General features: G+C 51.9%; 11 protein-coding genes. All 11 read left to right on the top strand.

Annotation, left to right across the window (positions count from 1 at the left end; genetic code table 11):
• Nucleotides 1–90 precede the first annotated feature (90 nt).
• The 11 genes from ACETK5_RS16075 to hflX all read left to right on the top strand — a co-directional run bounded on the left by ACETK5_RS16075 (nt 91) and on the right by hflX (nt 15244).
• Nucleotides 91–1341, top strand: a complete 1251-nt coding sequence (locus ACETK5_RS16075; protein ID WP_394056723.1) for a putative amidoligase domain-containing protein — start codon at nt 91–93, stop codon at nt 1339–1341.
• Between the two features lie 432 nt (nt 1342–1773).
• A complete protein-coding gene (gene mutS / locus ACETK5_RS16070) occupies nt 1774–4542 on the top strand; it encodes a DNA mismatch repair protein MutS (protein WP_394056721.1) in 2769 nt (922 codons plus the stop codon).
• Nucleotides 4543–4580: 38 nt separating this feature from the next.
• Nucleotides 4581–6569, top strand: a complete 1989-nt coding sequence (gene mutL / locus ACETK5_RS16065; RefSeq protein ID WP_394056719.1) for a DNA mismatch repair endonuclease MutL — start codon at nt 4581–4583, stop codon at nt 6567–6569.
• Nucleotides 6570–6586: 17 nt separating this feature from the next.
• Nucleotides 6587–7366: a class I SAM-dependent methyltransferase gene (locus tag ACETK5_RS16060; RefSeq protein WP_326112834.1), complete on the top strand. Its 780-nt coding sequence runs from the start codon at nt 6587–6589 to the stop codon at nt 7364–7366.
• Complete coding sequence (miaA, locus tag ACETK5_RS16055; RefSeq protein ID WP_100536447.1) at nt 7356–8303, top strand: tRNA (adenosine(37)-N6)-dimethylallyltransferase MiaA; 948 nt, start codon at nt 7356–7358, stop codon at nt 8301–8303. The genes ACETK5_RS16060 and miaA overlap by 11 nt, the downstream gene beginning before the upstream one ends.
• 52 nt (nt 8304–8355) lie before the next feature.
• Nucleotides 8356–8595 (top strand): RNA chaperone Hfq, encoded by a 240-nt coding sequence (gene hfq, locus ACETK5_RS16050; protein WP_100536448.1) that lies wholly within the window; start codon nt 8356–8358, stop codon nt 8593–8595.
• A 186-nt stretch (nt 8596–8781) separates the two neighbouring features.
• On the top strand, nt 8782–11454 hold the full coding sequence (locus tag ACETK5_RS16045) for a PBP1A family penicillin-binding protein (RefSeq protein WP_394056716.1): 2673 nt from the start codon (nt 8782–8784) through the stop codon (nt 11452–11454).
• Nucleotides 11455–11553: 99 nt separating this feature from the next.
• Nucleotides 11554–12111, top strand: coding sequence for a ribonuclease FAU-1 family protein (locus tag ACETK5_RS16040; protein WP_071218240.1), 558 nt, complete (start codon nt 11554–11556; stop codon nt 12109–12111).
• A complete protein-coding gene (locus ACETK5_RS16035) occupies nt 12111–12764 on the top strand; it encodes a YdcF family protein (RefSeq protein WP_100536450.1) in 654 nt (217 codons plus the stop codon). Before ACETK5_RS16040 ends, ACETK5_RS16035 begins: the two co-directional genes overlap by 1 nt.
• Before the next feature lie 82 nt (nt 12765–12846).
• A complete protein-coding gene (locus ACETK5_RS16030; RefSeq protein ID WP_100536451.1) occupies nt 12847–13830 on the top strand; it encodes an AAA family ATPase in 984 nt (327 codons plus the stop codon).
• Nucleotides 13831–13951: 121 nt separating this feature from the next.
• A complete protein-coding gene (hflX, locus tag ACETK5_RS16025; RefSeq protein ID WP_100536452.1) occupies nt 13952–15244 on the top strand; it encodes a GTPase HflX in 1293 nt (430 codons plus the stop codon).
• The last annotated feature ends 117 nt before the right edge of the window (nt 15245–15361 follow it).

Below are 15361 nucleotides of genomic sequence, written 5' to 3'. Positions count from 1 at the left end.
GAGTGATTCTAATCTTAGCATATGCAGTGAGGGCAGCTTTGCGGAGGGCGGATGCCCTCTTTTTTATTTTTTTTACAGGGGGACTAGGAGATGGCTCATGATAAAGTAAAACCAGCTGCTGTAAAAGAATATGTACCATTGAAGGGAGCGGCCGCGCTCCTCGCGCAAGCACGTCTGGTCAGATCCGGGATACCGTGCCTTCTGGGTTTGAGCTCAGTTGAGGAAAAGCATTACACGGCCAGGTACGCGGTTCATGTCGAGCAGCTGTCCGCAGCCTCGATCCGATCCTACCAGCTCGGCGGTAGTGAAGTGATGTATGAGCCCGACCCCGAGAACGGGAGGTACGAGGATGGCCTGCATCGGAGATTGGAGAAAGCGGCCCTAAGGTCGCTGTATACGCTGGGTGCGGATGAAGGGGAGATCATCATCACGGCCCGGCCCGGGCGCAGATATGTAGTCGAGAATGTCCGCATGAAAGCGGGCCGGAATAAAACCGTTATGAGTGCCAAAGGCCAGCAGGCGGCAGGTTTTCACGCGTTTAACGAAGACGGTGAATCCCATTTGACTCCGCCGCTGCTTATGGGGATGGATCCCGAGTTTGTGCTGATGAAGGATAACGGAGACATTGTTTTTGCATCCGAATTTATGGAGCGTGGCGGATCGGTCGGCAGTGACGCCGTTCGTTTTCGGGGTGAGGTCATTTACCCCATTGCCGAGCTCAGGCCGTTACCGAGAGCGAATCCGAAGGCGTTAATGATTGAAATGCAAAAAGCTCTGCGCCAAGCCCAGAGCCTGATTACGGATCGTTCACTAACCTGGAGGGCAGGAGCTCTGCCTTATGATGATTTCCCGCTAGGTGGCCATATACATTTCAGCGGCGTACCGCTCTCCCTGTCCCTTCTTCAGACCCTTGACAATTATCTGGCTCTGCCGCTGGCGCTGCTCGAAGACCCCAAGGGGCGTCTTCGCCGACCCCGTTATGGTTTCCTGGGCGATTTTCGGAGGCAGCCGTATGGCGGATTTGAATACCGTACGCTTCCCAGCTTTCTCGTTTCGCCGCTTGTGGCGAAGGTATCGCTGTATGTTGCCTATCTGGCAGCTCGATACAGCGACCGTTTGCTGGCGAGACCTTTCAATACGGAACGTTACCATCGCGCCTATTACGAAGGCGACAAGTCCGTGCTTAAAGAATGCATCGCAGGCTGGCACAGGGATCTGTCGGCACTGCCGGAATATTCGGACTTTGCTCGTGAAATCGAGCTGGCTCTTGCACACATGGAGGCGGGGCGCGCCTGGGATGAAAGCAGAGATATCAGGCCGCTGTGGAATATTCCCGTTTAAGAGGTTGTTCAAAAAGTCCGATTTTGATAAGAAAACCAATCGAGGCAAATTCAAGGCTGAGCGACCGCGATTCGGAAGTAGGTTTTCTTGCGATATAGAATTTCATCAACTCCGTTGATAACTTATAAATCCTATATCTAACACGAAGTGAAATCAAGAAGCAACTCGGCATCGAATCTTGAATTCAGCCGGGCCTAAGTAGTAGCTTCCGAAGTATGTTTCCTACGGAAACATTTCAGGTGCTCACGTACAAACTACGTACGCTCCACTCCCTAGCTTCATCCAACTGAAGCGTTTTGAACAAACGCACATCGGAAGCAAAAGCTTCGGTGCTGAAAACCGACCTTTTTGAACGCGCACGTTAAACCGTGATGCCTTGCGATCAATTTCTGTTATAATGGAGGTCAAGCTAGAAGGTAATGGAGGTACGTCATGGCTAAATATACGCCGATGATTGAACAATATTTGAAGGTCAAAGAACAAGCGCGCGATGCGTTTCTTTTTTTCCGCTTAGGCGATTTTTACGAAATGTTTTTTGATGATGCGATCCTCGCGTCGAAGGAATTGGAGATTACGCTGACCGGCCGCGAGGGCGGCGGTGCAGAGAAAATACCGATGTGCGGAGTGCCTTATCATTCCGCGGAGGGTTATATTCAGCGGTTGATTGAGAAAGGGTATAAAGTTGCCATCTGCGAACAGATGGAGGATGCTTCGGTCACCAAAGGCATGGTCCGGCGGGAAATCGTCCGGGTCGTCACGCCGGGGACCATCATGGACGGCAAGGTCGTGCACGACAAATCGAACAATTACATGGTTTGTGTCACGGAAGCGGGCGGCTTGATGTCTTTATCGGCATGCGATCTGTCAACCGGCGAGCTTTATGTGACGTCGGTCCCATCTTCGGAGGAATGGCTGCGGGATGAGATCGGCCTGTATGAGCCCTCCGAGATCATTGGGGACGCATCCCTTCTTGATATCATTTCATCTCAGGCGCTTCCAGGCAGCCGGAACATCGTCTATACGGCATGGGATCGCAGGGAGGACGCATTGGTTCGCACCCAATTCGGAGAACCGGCATGGGCCCGCCTGGAAGAGGAGCGAAGGGCCTGCATATCCCTGCTGATCTCGTATTTAAGCGAGACACAGAAGCGGTCGCTGGGACAGCTGGCGCAGATTGCTTCCTATGAACCGGGACAATACATGGTGCTGGATCCGTTCACCAGACGCAACCTGGAGCTGGTTGAGACGGTTCGGGAGCGTTCGAAGAAAGGTTCGCTCCTGTGGCTTCTGGATCGCACGGAAACCTCGATGGGAGCCAGACTCCTGCGGCGGAGAATCGATAAACCGCTGCTGTCCCGCAGCCGGATCGAAGAGCGGCTGGAGGCTGTTGAGCATTTGTATAACCAGTACATACTGCGTGAAGATTTGCGGATGGCGCTGAAAGAGATTTACGATCTGGAACGGTTGGTCGGCCGGATTGCGTTCGGCAGCGCGAACGGACGGGATTTGAACGCGCTCAAGCTGTCATTAAGACAAATACCTTCCCTGAAAGAGCTGTGTGCCCAGTCGGCTTCCGAGACGCTGCGCCGGGTGGCTGCGGATACGGATATTTGCGACGATCTGTGTGAACTGATTGAGCATGCGATTGTCGATGAACCGCCGGTGTCCGTGCGTGACGGAGGCATCATCAAACCGGGCTATCACGAGCGGCTGGATGAGTTTCGCGAAGCGAGCACCAGCGGCAAACGCTGGATCGCGGAGCTGGAAGCCAAGGAACGCGCGGCTACGGGGATCAAGTCGCTGAAGATCGGTTACAACAAGGTGTTCGGTTATTATATCGAGGTGACCAAGTCCAATCTGTCATCCCTGCCGGAAGGCCGGTACGAACGCAAACAGACACTGGCGAATGCAGAGCGATATGTCACGCCCGAGCTGAAGGAGAAGGAAGGTCTGATCCTGGAGGCGCAGGAGAAGATGGTGGATTTGGAGTACGCCCTCTTTACCGAGCTCAGGGACAAGCTGAATACCCAAGTGAGCCGGCTGCAAAAGCTCGCTGAGCGGATTGCCGAGATTGACGTCTATCAATCGTTGGCTGCGGTCAGCGCGGAATACCGGTTCGTGAAACCGGAGCTGAGCGAAGGTTATGATTATATCGTTGAAGGCGGCCGTCATCCTGTCGTGGAAGCCGTCATGAAAGATTCATCGTTTATCGCGAACGGAACGGATTTACGCAAGGAAGGCTCCTCGATCCTGCTTATTACCGGTCCGAATATGGCTGGAAAAAGCACGTACATGCGCCAGGTGGCCTTGTTATCGATTTTGGCCCAGATGGGCTGCTTTGTTCCGGCAGAGCGCGCGGTTATCCCGCTGGTGGACCGTATCTTTACCCGCATCGGGGCGGCTGACGATCTGATCGGCGGCCAGAGCACCTTCATGGTGGAAATGGCGGATATTCAGGTCATGACGGAAAAAGCAACGCCCCGCAGCCTGATCATCATTGATGAGCTGGGACGCGGTACGTCGACGAGTGAAGGCATGGCAATCGCGCAAGCCGTGATTGAGTATGTGCATGACCACATCGGCTGCAAGGCATTGGTATCGACGCATTTCCATGAGCTTGCCCATCTTCAGGAAAGCCTTGGCGGTCTCAAAAATTATTCCATGGCGGTTCAGGAAAGCGGAGACAAAGTGCATTTCCTCCGCAAGCTGATCCCTGGCGCGGCCGACAGCAGCTACGGCATTTACTGTGCGAGATTGGCAGGCTTGCCCGGCAGTATCATTGACCGTGCCTATGGTCTGCTGCAGGGCCTGGAGATGGCTTCGCTGGCCGCGGTGGCATCGGAGCAAGGGGTTGTGATGCAGCGCGAGCAGCCGGCTGCCGCAGCTCATTCCGATGAGAGACGAATTGGACCGGAAACGGTGCATGAGTTTCGTGAAGATAGGGTGCCGTATATCGAAAGCTTGAGCGGCGCCGACCAGAAGGGCGGCGTGGTGCAGCTTTCCATTTTTGGCGAGGAGGAAGTGCCTGAACCGAGTGCTAAGCCTGGTAAGGATCAGCACTCCATGCCGCCGGAAGCGTCTCAAGATCCTGCCGTCAAGAGCCTCATTGATGCCGTTAAGGGCGCGGACGTGATGAATATGACACCGCTTCAGGCCATGCAGTTCCTGAATGACCTGAAGCTTCAAGCGAAGGATATGTGATGTTGGCATGGGAATGAAATGAAACGGAGGTAGGAACGATGGGGATTATTCGGATTTTGGACGAGCATATTGCAAACCAGATTGCTGCCGGTGAGGTGGTGGAGCGGCCTGCCTCCGTTGTGAAGGAGCTGGTTGAGAACGCCATTGATGCCGGGAGCACCAAGATTGACGTAACGGTCGAAGAAGGCGGACTGGACAGCATTCGCGTAACGGATAACGGCGCCGGTATTGATCCGGAGGATTGCGAAACGGCTTTTTACCGCCACGCAACGAGCAAAATCGTCGAAGGCCGCGATCTGTTCCAAATCACCAGCCTTGGATTCAGGGGCGAAGCCTTGCCATCCATTGCGGCCGTATCCAAGGTGCGTCTGGTTACATCCAATGCTCAGGATGGCCGCGGACGGGTGATCGAAATCGAAGGCGGTCATCTGCGGGTGAACGAAGAGACGGCCGCACCTAGAGGAACGGATTTCCTCGTAAAGGAATTGTTCTTCAATACGCCGGCAAGGCTGAAATATATGAAAACGATCCAAACGGAGCTGGGGCACATATCCGACTATATGTATCGTCTGGCCCTTTCCCGGCCGGATATTGCCTTTACGCTCAGGCACAATGGAAACTCGCTGCTGCAGACGCTGGGCAACGGCGATGCCCTTCAGGTCATTGCGGCCATATACGGTACCCAATCGGCCAAAGCCATGCTGCCGTTTGAAGCGGAGAATATGGATTATACGTTAAGCGGATATATCAGCCGCCCGGATTATACCCGGGCAAACCGTAACGGCATGTCGCTCATCATTAATGGGAGGTACATCCGGAACTACGGCTTAATGCAGGCGATTTTGAGGGGTTATCATACGCTGCTGCCGATCAACCGGTTTCCGCTTGTTGTTATTCAGTTGTCCATGCACCCCTCGTTGATCGACGTGAATGTGCATCCATCCAAGCTGGAGGTGCGGTTTAGTAAAGAGCAGGAGCTGTTTGCTTTTGTGGAGGAAGAGATTCGAAAGGTGCTGCAGCAGGAAATCCTTATTCCACGTCCGGCCAAACAAAATATTGGCAAAAGCGACAACGCCTATATCCAGGAACAGCTGCAATTTTCTCCTGCGCAAGGCCATGCCTCGGCGACCGGCAGCGGCAATGAACGGGATATCGTGATCCCAGGAAGCGGCGGCGAGCCTCCAACTGGTGGAAACATGCCTCTCAAGGTGCCGTCTGCGTCGACATGGCCTGTGGGGCAGGTCTTCACCCAGGCAGAGTCGGATATCAAGCGCACTTATGGGGACGGAGCAGCAGGTACAGCTGCCACCTCGCAAATGCGTGAAACGGCAGCAGCTTCTTCTTACCGCAGTGATTACCGCAATGAGACCAGAGGGAATGCCGGAATTCCTGCCGTAACGAAGGAGTGGCTGCAGGCGGCCTCAGGACCGGCTCCCGAGATTCCGCCTTTTCCGGAGCTAACGCTCATCGGCCAGCATCACGGTACCTATCTCATAGCGCAGAATGATACCGGGCTGTACCTGATTGATCAGCATGCCGCGCATGAGCGGATTAACTACGAGTATTACTACGAACAGTTTGGCAACCCGGCAGATGCATCCCAGGAGCTGCTGCTGCCGATTACGCTGGAATTCACGCCATCGGAATCGGAGAAGGTGAAGGAACGGCTGCACTGGTTTGAGAAGGTTGGCGTTTATATGGAGTTTTTTGGCGGCCATACCTTCCTGGTTCGTTCACATCCGTTCTGGTTCCCTAATGGCGACGAGAAGGCCATTATCGAGGAGATGGCGGAATGGGTGCTGAGCGAACGAAATATTGATATCGCCAAGCTGAGAGAAACCTCGTCGATCATGTGTTCCTGCAAGGCTTCCATTAAAGCCAATCAGAAGCTGACGGAGCAGGAGGCGATGACGCTGATTCAGCGTTTAGGCGCCTGCCGGCAGCCATACACATGTCCGCATGGACGACCGATTGTGGTTTCGTTTTCAGCTTATGATTTGGAAAAAATGTTTAAGCGCGTGATGTAACAGCAAGGAGGACCTTCATGATTATTACAACTGGAGAAGCGGAAGCGCCGGACATTGTGGAGCGCGCGAAACGTTTAGCCCAGGAAACCGGCTGCCGTTATGTTCAGCGCGGCGGTCATTCATTGCGAAAATTAGCCCGCAGGTTCGGAGACGACGACGTGCTGGTCGTACTGAACGGACATGTACGTCTAAGCGGACCGGGCGGCTCAGTCATGGAATTTCATCCCAGTATGGGGTTTGTCCGATTGAAACGCGTGCTGAGCGGAAAACCCGATCCCATGCTGGAGGCTTCCGGAATGGAGGAAGGAGATTCCGTACTGGATTGTACGGCGGGGCTTGGAGCCGACTCCCTGGTATTCTCGGGCAAGGGCGGGGCCAACAGCCGAGTCACTGCCCTGGAAAGCTCGCTGCCCTTGTATGCGCTGCTAAAAGAAGGGCTCCGGACCTATGAAAGCCATCTGGAGGCCAGTGATCAGGCGATGAGGCGAATCGAAGTCAGGCACAGCCATCACCTGGATTATTTGAAGTCGCTGGCGGACCGGAGCGTAGACATTGTTTATTTTGATCCGATGTTCCGTGAACCGATCGCCGAATCGGCTTCCATCCATCCTCTGAGACATTATGCAAATGGGGAGCCGCTGGAAATGGAAAGTGTGAGAGAAGCGGTCAGGGTCGCGCGCAAAACCGTCGTGATGAAGGAAGCGCGATCCAGCGGAGAGTTTGAGCGGCTTGGCTTTACTTTGCCTGAACGGGGAAAATCGAAAATAACGTACGGAGTGATTTCCATTGACAGATGAAACCAAACCGAAACTGCTCGTTCTCATCGGGCCTACAGCAGTAGGTAAAACCAAAATGAGCATTGAAATTGCGAAGGAATTCGCATGTGAGATTATTTCCGGCGATTCGATGCAAGTATACCGGGGCATGGATATCGGAACGGCCAAAATTTCCGCTGAGGAAATGGAAGGCGTTCCCCACCATCTCATTGACATTCATGAGCCCGATCACCCCTATTCGGTAGCCGAATTTCAGGAGCAGAGCCAAAGGCTTATTACGGAGATCACGGAGCGGGGCAAACTTCCGTTCATTGTTGGCGGAACCGGGCTTTACGTGGAGTCGGTGTGCTACGGCTATCAGTTCAGCGAGACCGGTGCGGATGAAGTTTTTCGGGAAGAGCAGTTCCGCTATGCCAATGAACATGGAGCCGAGGCTCTTCATCAAAAATTGGCAGAGGTTGATCCTGAAACGGCCGAGCGGCTTCACCCTAATGACCTACGTCGGGTCGTTCGTGCTTTGGAAGTATTTCATATGACCGGTGTCCCACTTTCGGCCCAGCTGGCGCCTCAAACCAAGCAATCTCCCTATGACTTATGCTTGGTCGGTTTGACAATGGACAGGCAAATGCTATATAACCGTATTGAAGAGCGAATTGATCTTATGCTGAGCCAGGGACTTGTTGATGAGGTAGCGGCGCTCATGGACAAAGGGTTCGCTCCGGGGCTTGTATCCATGCAAGGGCTGGGTTACAAAGAAATCGTATCGTACCTTAGCGGGGAGTTCAGCTACGAGGAGGCCGTCGTGCTGCTCAAGCGCGATACACGCCGGTTCGCTAAGCGGCAGCTATCTTGGTTTCGCCACATGAAGGACATCGAGTGGGTAGACGTCACCGACTCGGGAAATTTTTCTGCAAACTATCAAAAAATCCGTGCTATAATAGCAGGAAAGTTTCACTGAAATCTTGAATATATTTCAAAACAATCTAAATGAACCATTGGGGGTACGGCTAATGAACAAGTCCATTAACATCCAAGACACGTTCTTGAACCAACTGCGCAAAGAGAACATTCCGGCCACGGTATACCTTACAAACGGCTTTCAGATCCGTGGAACGATCAAAGCTTTTGACAATTTTACCATCGTGATTGACAGCGACGGCCGTCAGCAAATGGTGTACAAGCATGCTATCTCCACGTTCATGCCGCAGCGTAATGTGTCCCTGATGCAGGAAAACAGCAGCGATCAATAGATTTTAGAATGGATTTATAAAGAGCAGAATCATACCGTCAACTGATTAATTTGAAACTTTTTGGTTTATAATTCGTTTAGCTTATAAGGAGTGCAGAGAGCAACCTGAGAAGGTTGTTCTTTTCTTTCCGAGGCATGAATCAAAGTCAGAAGGCTTGATCCCGCAAGGGAGTAAGGAGGGGGACAAATGGCTGGAAAAGATAATCAGATGTCACGGTTGAACAAAAACAAAGACAACTCGAAGACATCGAAAACCACGAAACCGAATGCGAAGAAGAAAAAAGGCAAAGGAAAGCGAATTGCATGGGCGTTGTTTTTCACGGCCGTCATTGCGATCTTCTGTGCGCTTGCAGGTTATTTGTTCATCTTGATCAGCGGCGAAAAGCTGCTGGAGCAGAATCAGGATAAGCTGACCGCTTACGGTACTTCCAAGGTATATGACCGTAATGGCACGCTGATGGGCGAACTGTCCCTCCAGAAGAGTGATCCTGTGAAGTATGAGGATATTCCGGAGAAATTGATACAAGCATTCATTGCAACAGAAGATAAACGGTTCATGGAGCACAACGGCGTGGACATGTGGTCGATCGGCCGCGCAGCGGTAAAGGATATCATGGCCCGTTCCATGGTCGAAGGCGGAAGTACGATCACGCAGCAGCTGGCGAAGAATATATTCCTGACAAGGGATAAAACATTCTTCCGGAAGGCTACTGAAATGTCGATCGCGCTGGCGCTTGAGCGTCAGCACAGCAAACAGGAAATTATTGAGATGTATTTGAACCGGATTAACTTCGGGGGACCTTATTACGGCATCAAAGCCGCATCCGAGCGTTATTTCGGCAAGTCGGATTTGAATGATTTGAAGTTATGGGAAATGGCGACACTAGCGGCAATGCCGAAAGGGCCATCCCGCTATAATCCGCTGAAGAATCCCGACCTTTCCAAAGAGCGTCGTGCGGTTGTCTTGACCTTGATGGAACAGCAGGGGTATATCACGGCCGAAGAGGCAGCGGAAGCCAAGAAAGTGGACTATGCTTATACACCGCCAGAAAGACAGCAGAAGTATACAGCGTTTATCGATTATGTAATGGAAGAAGCCGAAGAAAAATGGGGCCTCACCGAGGACGATGTCAACATTGGCGGATATCAGATTTACACAACGATGGACGTGAATGCCCAGACTGCAATGGAAGAAGAGTTCAAGAATCCGGAAAACTTTGAAGAAAGTCCAGACGACGTGCCGGTGGAAGGTTCTATGGTCATCATTAACCAGGAAACCGGCGGTATCGTAGCCATGTCCGGTGGACGGGAATATACGCGAGGCGGGTTCAGCCGGGCTACCGACAGCCGTCGTCAGCCGGGATCCGCCTTGAAGCCGATTGTATCGTATGCACCGGCGTTGGAATCCGGAAAGTTTACCAAGGACTCCAGATTGAGTAATAAAAAGCAATGTTTTGGCACCAATTATTGCCCAAATAACCTGCACGGATATTCGGAAACGATTGGTATGCCGGAAGCGATTCAGCGTTCCGAGAACATTCCGGCCGTATGGCTGTTGAACCAAATCGGCGTAAAAACCGGATTTGAGTTCGCTCAGAGTCTCGGCATCAAGATGACCGAAGGCGATGCGAACTTATCCCTGGCCCTCGGCGGCATGGATACCGGTACGAACACATTCGAGATGGCACAAGCCTTCAGCGCCTTTGCCAATGGCGGAGAATTCAAAGAGGCTTTTGCGATCAAACAGATTAAAGATAGCAAAGGCAAGGTTGTGTTTGAGAATAAAGGCAGCAAAGGGAAGCGCGTGATGAGCGCTTCGACGGCTTCGCAAATGACAGACATGATGAAGCGTGTCGTAGAGGACGGAACGGGTAGAAATGCTCGGATCAGTCGTCCGGTAGCCGGTAAGACCGGAACCACGCAGAGCGGCTATAAGGGCGTCAGCTCAAACCGCGACGTATGGTTTGTCGGATATACGCCGGAGTTAACGGCAGCGGTATGGATGGGTTATGATACCCCTGACCGGCAGCATCTGCTGAAACGAAGCAGTTCGATCTCCGCTTCCTTATGGGGCAAAGTGATGGAGAAGGCGGTTCAGGGCTATGAAGCGAAGAGCTTCCCGAATACCGAGCCGGTTCAGCCGCCTGTAGAAGAAACGACATTAGCCGCAGTCAGCGGTTTGACAGGTTCCTATAATGGGGAGACTCAGACCGTATCACTGAGCTGGAATCCGGTTCAGGGCAACATTCAATACCGCGTGTACCGTAAGGAAACGTCGGAATCGGAATACTCCCGCATTCTCGATTCCTTGGGAGGAACCGCTATAGAGGATATGAGTGCGATGGAAGGATTGACTTACGACTATTACGTGACGGCCTTCGATCCATCAACCGGCGAAGAGTCGGAACCTTCGAACATTTTGCAAATCGTGGCCGTTTCCGAGGAATTGCCGCCTGAGGATCTTGAACCCGATCCGGGGGACACCCAGGAACCGCCTCCGGTTGATGAAGGTGACAACGGAGCAGGAAACGAGTTTCCTCCTGGGAATGGCAACGGGAACGGAAATGGCAACGGTAATGGCGAGCCAGGCAATGGGAATGGTGAAGGCCCAGGCAATGGTAACGGTAACGGTAATGGTAATGGAACGAACCCTCCTGAGGATGGAAACGGAGCCGGGAATGGCCAAGATGGTCAAGATCCTGGCAATGGATCTGATGGCTCAGGAGATGGATCTAGCAATGGTGACACAGGCACTGGAGGAACCGACACCGATTCGGGCAATATTCCTACGGTACCGGGCACCATTGTGGATCCGTCGGATCCGGTTGACGGATCTGACGAGTTCCAAGACAGCCCATAATGAACTTGAGAGCCTCCGCATGATTGCGGAGGCTTCTTTGTTTTGAGTGTGAAACCCAAATGTGGTAAGCTGGGAATACGAATGGGGAGGAAAAGTTCCATGAAACGTAAATTCGGAGATCGGGCGAATTGGCGCCGTATCACCCGCCGGCACTTCACTTCCCGGTATGTGGAATGTGAGCAATTTACAGGGTATCTCACGTTATATACCATATATGGCCTGAAAGAACCGTTGTGGAAGACGTATGGCCGTCATACCTACCGAATCGCGGACAAAGGCTATTCATGGCTGCAGTATTATCCGAAGGACAGCCATTTCATCGTGACAGCCATGTTTGATGACAAACGAAATATTGTTCAATGGTATATCGATATTTGCAAGAAACAAGGGGTAACGGATCAGGGTGTCCCTTGGTTTGACGATCTGTATTTGGACGTTGTGGTTGTCAAGAATGGTGAAGTGTTCTTGCTGGATGAAGATGAGCTTGAGGATGCCCTAGGGCGGAATGACATTACCCGGGATGATTACAGGCTTGCCAAGGTGACTGCACGGAATCTGCTTCGGGCCATCGACGCGCATGAATTCCCTTACTTTATGATGTCTCTGAAGCACCGCGACCAGTTATTTCATAACGGAGAGTTCAGGAGGAAGAAATAATGCGTCAGGAAATACATAAGCGTTTGCCACAAGCAGGCACTAAGAAGAGAGCATGGTATCGGCGAGGGATGATTACCTTGCTCTCTCTCGTTGTTCTTGGATTGCTATGGTCAGGTTATGCATATTGGAAGATCGAAAGCGCCGTCAGCAGTCCGTCGGAGAAGGCGGATGTCGGCATCATCTTGGGCGCTTCCATGTGGGGAGATCAGCCAAGTCCGGGGCTTCGGGAACGGCTTGAGCATGCACTGGTTGAATACCATGCAGGCCGTTTTGATACCTTTATCGTTTCAGGCGGCCTCGATAAGCCCGGATATCCATATACCGAAGCCGAAGGGATGAGAAATTTTTTGGTCGAAGCGGGCGTACCCGGGGAACGGATCTTCCTGGAGAACGAAGCTACGAGCACTTATGAGAATTTGCTCTTCAGCCAAGCGATGATGGAGGAGCATGGGTGGAACACCGCCATTATAATAACCCATGACTATCACGGGACGAGGGCGATGGAGGTTGCAAGAACCCTTGGTTACGATCATCCTTCTATGTCGCTAACGGAATCTACCGTTTTGCCGATGGCCAAACACAAGTCTAGAGAAGTGCTGGCTTATACGAAATGGACGGCCGATCGGCTGTTGATCGCCATGGGTGTCCTATGAGGACGAAACTTCTAATAAGCAGGCTGTAAATAGAATACATTGGAATAGATAGTCAGCCCTTTGGATAAAGAGGTGAGGAGCAATGAACGGGCGTGTAACGGCCGCTAACGGCCGATCTGAAGGACGGCCATCCAGGCAGATTAATGTCGTGCTCCGCAGCGCGGAACCTCCACTCATCAGCAGTGCGGTTCCGGAACGCGAACCGGCCCCTTCGCCAAACCCTGTTTCCCAGCACAGTCTATTCCAGGAAATACAGAAAGAGCTGGATCAACTGGTAGGTCTCGAACAAATCAAGGACCTGGTATTTGAAATCTATGCTTTGCTTCAAGTGGCCCAGATGCGTACGGAAGCAGGCTTATTAAGTGGCGGTCATGTGTACCATATGATTTTTAAAGGAAACCCCGGAACTGGGAAAACCACCGTCGCCCGTATCGTGGCAAAGCTGTTTCAGAAGATGGGCGTGCTTAATAAGGGTCACCTGGTCGAAGTGGAACGGGCAGATCTCGTAGGTGAATATATCGGTCACACGGCACAGAAGACCAGAGAATTGGTCAAAAAAGCGCTCGGAGGAATTCTGTTCATCGACGAGGCTTACAGTTTGGCGCGCGGCGGTGAGAAGGATTTTGGCAAGGAAGCGATCGATACACTGGTCAAGGCGATGGAGGATCATAAAAATCAGTTCATTCTTATTTTGGCAGGCTACAGCGATGAGATTGATTTTTTTATGGATTCGAATCCCGGCCTGTATTCCCGTTTTCCGATCCAGATGGACTTCCCGGATTACAATTTGGATCAATTGATCCAGATCTCGGAGCTGATGGCGAAGGAGAGGGATTATATCTTGATGCCGCAGTCGCTGAGCAAGCTGAAGGAACACCTGCAGTTGGAGAAGGATCACGGACTACACGCCTTCAGTAATGCGCGTTACGTACGGAATGTTATCGAGAAATCGATAAGGAATCAATCGGTTCGACTGCTGAATCAGTACGTAACCGGAAATCCCGGTAAGCTGGAGCTTATGACCCTGCGGCCGGAGGACTTTAAGTTAAACGGAAAAATACAATGATTTTAAGCTTGTCTTCGAACATAATGAAGGGGTAACGCTGCTTTCTTTGGATCATAATGTTTATTGCAGGCAGCAGCGGTTAGTTAAATTAGGAGACGTAATGTTAGAAGGAGTTGGCTATATGACAAATATAACGCATGATACCCGGACAGAGATCGAAGATAAAGCCGTTTTGGTCAGTTTGGTGACGGATGCGGTTAAACGCTCAGGAATGAATCCGGAACACTCGCTGCAGGAGTTGGTTCAGCTAGCTGAAACCGCTGGAGTGGAGGTGCTGGATGTCATTACACAGAATCGCGAAGTTCCGGATTCCAAGTGGTTCATCGGCAAAGGGAAGGTTGAAGAGCTGCGTATGGCGATTGATGGCTTGGGTGCAACAACGGCCATTTTTGATCAGGAATTATCCGGCGCGCAAGTTCGAAATCTGGAAGAATCACTCGATGTGAAAATAATCGACCGCACTCAATTGATACTGGATATTTTCGCTCAGCGAGCGAAGACCCGTGAGGGGATTATCCAGGTGGAGTTAGCTCAGCTTACTTATTTGCTCCCGCGGTTGTCGGGTCATGGTAAGAATCTGTCCAGGCTCGGAGCGGGGATCGGGACCCGCGGACCAGGGGAAAGCAAGCTCGAAACCGACCGCAGGCATATCCGGGACAGAATCAGTGACCTGAAGCGGCAGTTGGATGAAGTCACCCGGCATCGGACGCTTCATCGGGAGCGCCGGAAGAAGAGCGGTGCCGTACAGGTTGCCCTGGTCGGGTATACCAATGCCGGCAAGTCAACATTGCTGAACCGGTTAACGGCCGCAGACGTTTATATCGAAAATCAATTGTTTGCTACGCTGGATCCCACGTCGCGTGTGTTGGAGCTGCCGAGCGGCAAAGAAGTTGTCCTTACGGATACCGTAGGATTTATACAGAACCTTCCTCATGATCTGGTAGCGGCGTTCCGTGCGACGCTGGAAGAAGCCAACGAAGCCGATCTGATTCTTCATGTCGTAGATGCTTCTTCCCCTATGAGGGACGAACAGATGGCAGTCGTTCAATCCATACTTCAGGATTTGGGGGCGGCAGATAAACCGCAGATCGTTCTGTTTAACAAGAAGGACGCATGTGAACCGGATCAGCTGGAGATGCTGCCTACCGGGGATGGTCAATTAAAGATTAGTGCGTATCATGATCAGGATTTGGAAATAGTTCGTGAAGCGATTCAGGACCAGCTGTCCGGAGGGAACGTGACGTTCCGGATTCCGGCTGACCGCGGCGATCTGAACTCGGTTGTATACCGAGTCGGAGATGTGCTGGAGCAGTCTTTTGATGAGAATGATATCCTCTATGAAGTTCGAATCAATAAAGCCGATTATGAGAAAATGGGTTATTTGCTTCATGATTACGTTCAGAATGGATCTTAGGCATCCATAGGAATCGTCGTATAAGCCCCTCTATGGGGCTTATATTGCGTGTTCAGGGTGTCCTTCCATTGCAGAGTTCTATGAAATAAAAATATGTGTTAAGATGTGAGACATCAT

Source organism: Paenibacillus ilasis (assembly GCF_043195395.1).
Lineage (GTDB): Bacteria > Bacillota > Bacilli > Paenibacillales > Paenibacillaceae > Paenibacillus_AQ > Paenibacillus_AQ lautus.
This window is presented reverse-complemented; position numbering and strand designations above follow the sequence as displayed.

Bases quoted from the DNA above. Each gene is read 5' to 3' on its own strand.
- ACETK5_RS16040 (WP_071218240.1), top strand. From the start codon at position 11,554: ATGAAACGTAAATTCGGAGATCGGGCGAATTGGCGCCGTATCACCCGC.
- ACETK5_RS16035 (WP_100536450.1), top strand. From the start codon at position 12,111: ATGCGTCAGGAAATACATAAGCGTTTGCCACAAGCAGGCACTAAGAAG.
- mutL (WP_394056719.1), top strand. From the start codon at position 4,581: ATGGGGATTATTCGGATTTTGGACGAGCATATTGCAAACCAGATTGCT.
- mutS (WP_394056721.1), top strand. From the start codon at position 1,774: ATGGCTAAATATACGCCGATGATTGAACAATATTTGAAGGTCAAAGAA.
- hfq (WP_100536448.1), top strand. From the start codon at position 8,356: ATGAACAAGTCCATTAACATCCAAGACACGTTCTTGAACCAACTGCGC.
- ACETK5_RS16060 (WP_326112834.1), top strand. From the start codon at position 6,587: ATGATTATTACAACTGGAGAAGCGGAAGCGCCGGACATTGTGGAGCGC.
- ACETK5_RS16030 (WP_100536451.1), top strand. From the start codon at position 12,847: ATGAACGGGCGTGTAACGGCCGCTAACGGCCGATCTGAAGGACGGCCA.
- ACETK5_RS16075 (WP_394056723.1), top strand. From the start codon at position 91: ATGGCTCATGATAAAGTAAAACCAGCTGCTGTAAAAGAATATGTACCA.
- hflX (WP_100536452.1), top strand. From the start codon at position 13,952: ATGACAAATATAACGCATGATACCCGGACAGAGATCGAAGATAAAGCC.
- ACETK5_RS16045 (WP_394056716.1), top strand. From the start codon at position 8,782: ATGGCTGGAAAAGATAATCAGATGTCACGGTTGAACAAAAACAAAGAC.